The organism is Streptomyces alanosinicus (genome assembly GCF_014650595.1).
GTDB lineage: Bacteria > Actinomycetota > Actinomycetes > Streptomycetales > Streptomycetaceae > Streptomyces > Streptomyces alanosinicus.
This window is the reverse complement of record NZ_BMVG01000160.1, coordinates 1-682: the sequence shown is the minus strand read 5'-3', so window position 1 is coordinate 682 and position 682 is coordinate 1. Positions and strand designations below refer to the sequence as shown.

The 682-nt window shown below is 64.8% G+C and carries 1 protein-coding gene; it reads left to right on the top strand.

Going from position 1 to position 682, the window contains the following annotated elements; translation table 11 throughout:
* The coding region (locus IE277_RS46780) for a potassium-transporting ATPase subunit KdpA (RefSeq protein WP_189960231.1) at positions 1 to 682 on the top strand (682 nt) is incomplete at both ends.

The following is a 682-nucleotide window of genomic DNA, read 5'->3' as shown; positions in this document are numbered from 1 at the left end:
GGCTGTCTCGTTCGTGACCAACACGAACTGGCAGTCGTACTACGGCGAGCAGACCATGGGGCACGTCGTGCAGACCGCCGGTCTGGCCGTGCAGAACTTCGTCTCCGCCGCGGTGGGTATCGCCGTCGCGGTCGCTCTCGTCCGTGGTTTCGCGCGCTCGCGCACCGGTGAGCTGGGCAACTTCTGGAGCGATTTGGTCCGGGGAACGCTGCGCATCCTGGTGCCGGGTGCCGCGGTCGCCGCGGTGATCCTGGTCGCCTGCGGTGTGATCCAGAACTTCTCGGGTATCCATGAGGTCGGTCAGTTCATGGGTGGGTCGCAGCAGTGGAACGGCGGCGCGGTGGCCTCGCAGGAGGCGATCAAGGAGCTGGGTACGAACGGTGGCGGTTACTTCAACGCGAACTCCGCTCACCCGTTCGAGAATCCGACGCCGTTCACGAACCTGTTCGAGATCTTCCTGATCCTCGTCATCCCGTTCTCGCTGACCCGCACTTTCGGTGTGATGGTCGGCAACGTGAAGCAGGGTTACGCGATCCTCGCCACGATGTTCACCATCTGGCTGGGCTTCACCGTGCTGATGATGTGGAGCGAGTTCGCCCACCACGGCGCGGCGCTCCAGGCCGCCGGTGGTGCGATGGAGGGCAAGGAGGTCCGGTTCGGGGTCGGCTCCTCGTCGATCTTC